The sequence below is a fragment of the Mesorhizobium silamurunense genome (assembly GCF_014843825.1).
Classification (GTDB): Bacteria; Pseudomonadota; Alphaproteobacteria; order Rhizobiales; family Rhizobiaceae; genus Mesorhizobium; species Mesorhizobium silamurunense.
Genome location: NZ_JHQR01000389.1, coordinates 1 through 3,531, shown reverse-complemented (window position 1 = coordinate 3,531; position 3,531 = coordinate 1). Strand labels below are relative to the sequence as shown.

At 67.3% G+C, this 3,531-nt stretch carries 4 protein-coding genes and 2 pseudogenes; all 6 read left to right on the top strand.

The genetic code is table 11. The annotated features are described in order from the left end of the window. A partial coding sequence (locus DH10_RS34390) for a sigma factor-like helix-turn-helix DNA-binding protein (protein ID WP_192385861.1) occupies nucleotides 1-274 on the top strand: 274 nt, incomplete at its 5' end. 86 nt (nucleotides 275-360) lie between these two features. Further along, a complete protein-coding gene (locus tag DH10_RS34385; protein WP_192257349.1) occupies nucleotides 361-810 on the top strand; it encodes a hypothetical protein in 450 nt (149 codons plus the stop codon). Continuing rightward, nucleotides 807-1,253, top strand: coding sequence for a periplasmic heavy metal sensor (locus DH10_RS34380; protein WP_192257348.1), 447 nt, complete (start codon nucleotides 807-809; stop codon nucleotides 1,251-1,253). Before DH10_RS34385 ends, DH10_RS34380 begins: the two co-directional genes overlap by 4 nt. A gap of 108 nt (nucleotides 1,254-1,361) precedes the next feature. Further along, nucleotides 1,362-1,639, top strand: a pseudogene (locus DH10_RS34375) (GCG_CRPN prefix-to-repeats domain-containing protein). A 329-nt stretch (nucleotides 1,640-1,968) separates the two neighbouring features. After that, a complete protein-coding gene (locus DH10_RS34370) occupies nucleotides 1,969-3,201 on the top strand; it encodes a DUF1800 domain-containing protein (RefSeq protein WP_246506665.1) in 1,233 nt (410 codons plus the stop codon). A gap of 20 nt (nucleotides 3,202-3,221) precedes the next feature. After that, nucleotides 3,222-3,531 (top strand): annotated as a pseudogene (locus DH10_RS34365) (DUF1501 domain-containing protein); the annotation flags it as partial.

Below are 3,531 nucleotides of genomic sequence, written 5' to 3'. Positions count from 1 at the left end.
GCGGCGCCGCGAGTGGACGACGGACGAGCTGCCGGAGGTGGCCGATGAAGCGCCGCTTCCCGACGCCGGGGACGAAGGCCTGCGCGTGCAGCAGGCGCTGCAACGCATCGCGCCGCGCCAGCGTGAGGCGATCGTGCTCGTCTATTATCAGGAGATGTCCAACATCGAGGCCGCCGGCGCCATGCAGGTCAGCGTCGACGCGCTGGAAAGCCTGCTCGCGCGGGGTCGTCGCGCGCTGCAGGCTATGCTCATCGGAGGTGACGGCGATGATTGAGACAGCGAAGCACCTGGCGGTTCCTGGGGCATTCTCGATCCTCGGGGCGTGGGGGGCCACGTCAAAACCGTGGAAGGGGGAACGACATGGCTGAGGAAAGAAAGGCTGCAGATGGGTCAATGGATGCCAAGCGCTTTGCCGCACTGGCGGAGGCTTATGGCAGCGCCCTGCATCGCTGGCCGCGGGCCGAGCAGGCTGCCGCCGCGCTGTTTGCCGAAAGCGAAGAGGGCCGCGCAATCCTAGCGAGCGCCGGCAGGCTCGACGCCATCCTCGACCGTCATCATGTCGAAGCCCCAAGCCCGGCGCTGCATGGCGAGATTGTCGCGAGAGCCACCACGCAACTCAGGCAAGGACGTCATCGCCGGTTCTGGTGGCTGGGTTTCGGGCTCGCCGGCGTTGGTCTCGCTGGTGCCGTGGCCGGGCTGGCGCTGGTCACCGTCGTCACTCCAGATGCCCCGTCCGACCGCTATGTGATGGATGCCAACGCAACGTCGTTCGGCGATGCCGGTCCCGACGCCGACACGGAGGACCTATGAACGCTCGTCTTTTCGCGGCTTCGCTGGTGCTGAACGTCTTTCTGATCGGCGCTGTTGCCGGCGGCGCCGGCTGGCTGATCGGCCGTTCCGGCGTGGGCTATTCGCTGGAATCGGCCGGCGGGCAGCTTCCCGCCAACGACCGCAAGGCATTCCGCCAGGCGCTGCGCGAGGTTCGTCGCGAATTCCGCGCGGTCATACTCGACGGGCAGCAGGCACGGCGCGAGGCGGCAAACCTCCTGCAGCAGCCGACGCTCGACGCCAACGCTCTGGCCGCCGCCCTGGAGCGGGCGCGCAATGCCGACGCCACCATCCGCAGCCGGCTGGAACAGCGCATCGTCGAATTCGCCGCGTCGAGCTCGCCGGAAGACCGTAAGCTGCTGGCCGACGCCCTGCTGCGCCATGTCGGCAGGCAGCGGCCGATCCCGCCAAAAAATACGCCATAGGCAGCGACGGAAACCGCAAGCCGCCTCCGTTCAAGGGAAAGAGGGACAAGCCTGCCGCGAGAATGCGGGCAGGTTCGTTTCAACCTCGAGAAATTTCGGGAGTATCCCATGAACGGTCTGACGAAATATTCGCTCGCTGCCGCCCTTGCCGTCGGCGGGACGGTCGCGGCAAGTGCGGCTTCCGCAATGCCGATGGCGCCGGTTGCAGCACCTGCAATTGTCGAGCATGTGGCCTGGGCTGCGGCCCCGGATGGCATCCCAACCGCTGGGGGCGCTGCGTCCCCAATCGCCGCGTGATCTATCCGGGCTATTGGGGCGGATCGCGCGTCTATATCGGCCCGGCCTGGCATCCCTGGCACCGCTATCACTACTGGCGCCGCTGGTAAGCCGCCTGCCGGTCTCATGATGCCGGCACCGGCATCATGAGACCCTTTCGGCCGTTAGCACATGCCGCCGACGCGACCTGCGCCGGCCCACGTTACGGAGGCTGCGTTGGCCCTATCCGTTTCAAATGCCGCTCCGCTCGATCCAGCCCTGGTTGCGCTCAACCGATTTGGGCTCGGCGCGAGACCCGGCGACGATCTCGGCAAGATCGCGGCCGACGCGCGCGGCTATCTCAGGGCCGAGCTCAAGCAGCAGGATATCGCGCTTGTCTCGGCCGACGATTCAAAGAATGCCGGGTTGTTGGATGGCACCGCCGTGATCCACGGCCAGCATGGCCGCCGCCGCGGAGCGCAAGGCGGCGCGGGACGAGAAGGCGGCGCTCGTCATGCAACCTGCAACAGACACCGCGGACAACCCGACAGACGCAAAAGAGAAGCCGGTCGTGCCGCCGGTCGAGGCCGATATCTACAGAGACGAGGCGCAAGCCCGTTTCGACAAGGCACTCGGTGCCGCGCCCGGCTTTGTCGAACGGCTGGTCGGCTTCTGGTCGAACCATTTCTGCGTCTCGGTCGCCAAGGCCCAGATCGTGCGGGCCTGTGCCGGCGCCTTCGAACGCGAAGCGGTCCGCCCCTTCGTGCTCGGCCGCTTTACCGACATGCTGCTGGCGGTCGAGCATCACCCGGCGATGCTGTTCTATCTCGACAACCAGCAGTCGATGGGGCCGGACTCCCGCGCCGGCAAAAGGCGCGGCCGCGGCCTCAACGAGAACCTCGCCCGCGAGATCCTGGAACTGCACACGCTGGGGGTCGGCAGCGACTACAGCCAGGCCGACGTCACCAGCTTCGCCGGCATGCTGACCGGCTGGACGATCGCGGGACGGAAAGGGCGCTTGGGCGAACCCGGCACGTTCGTCTTCAACGCCAATGCGCATCAGCCGGGCGAGGCGGTGCTGCTCGGCAAGACCTATCGGTCCGGCGGCATGGACCAAGCCGAGGCCGCGCTCAACGACATCGCCCGCCACCCGGCGACCGCGCAGCACATTGCCACCAAGCTCGCGCGTCATTTCATCGCCGACGATCCTCTTCCGGTCGCAGTCGACCATCTTGCCGAAATCTTCACCAAGACGGACGGCGACCTGCGCGCGCTGGCGCTTTCCCTGATCGATCTGCCGGAAGCCTGGTCGATGCCGCTCACCAAGCTGCGCTCGCCCTTCGACTATGTGGTGGCGGTCCGGCGAGCGGTCGGCCCTGCCGCCGGCAACGAGCCGCAACGGACGCTTCGCTGGCTAAGGGCCTTGGGCGAGCCGCTCTGGCAACCGCCCGGGCCGAACGGCTTTTCCGACCGGACCGACAATTGGGCTTCGGCCGAGGGCCTGAAGACGCGCCTCGATATCGCCTGGCAGGCTGCGAAGCAGGCGGACGATGTCGGCAATCCCGACGACATGCTTTCCACAATGATCGGCGCGTCCGCCTCTGCCGAGACGCGAGAGGCGATCGCGCGCGCCGAATCCAAACAGCAGGGCCTGGCGCTGCTGCTGATGGCGCCGGAATTCCAGCGCCGGTGAACAACAACGGAGAAGCGGCCATGAGCCTTCTTTGTGAAACGCCGAACCCATCCCGTCGCGCTGTGCTGATGATCGGCGGCGCGCTGTTTGCCTGGGCCTATCTGCCGCGTTTCGCGCGCGCCGCCGGCAATCGCGATCCGCGCCTGATCGTCATCGTGCTGCGCGGCGCGCTGGACGGCCTGTCGACGATCGGCCCGGTCGGCGACCCCGACTATGCCGGCCTGCATGGCGACATCGCGCTTTCGCTCTCGGGCGCCAATCCGGCGCTGCTGCTCGACGGCTTCTTCGCGGTCAATCCGGCCATGCCGGTGTTCGCGCGGCTGTTCAGGG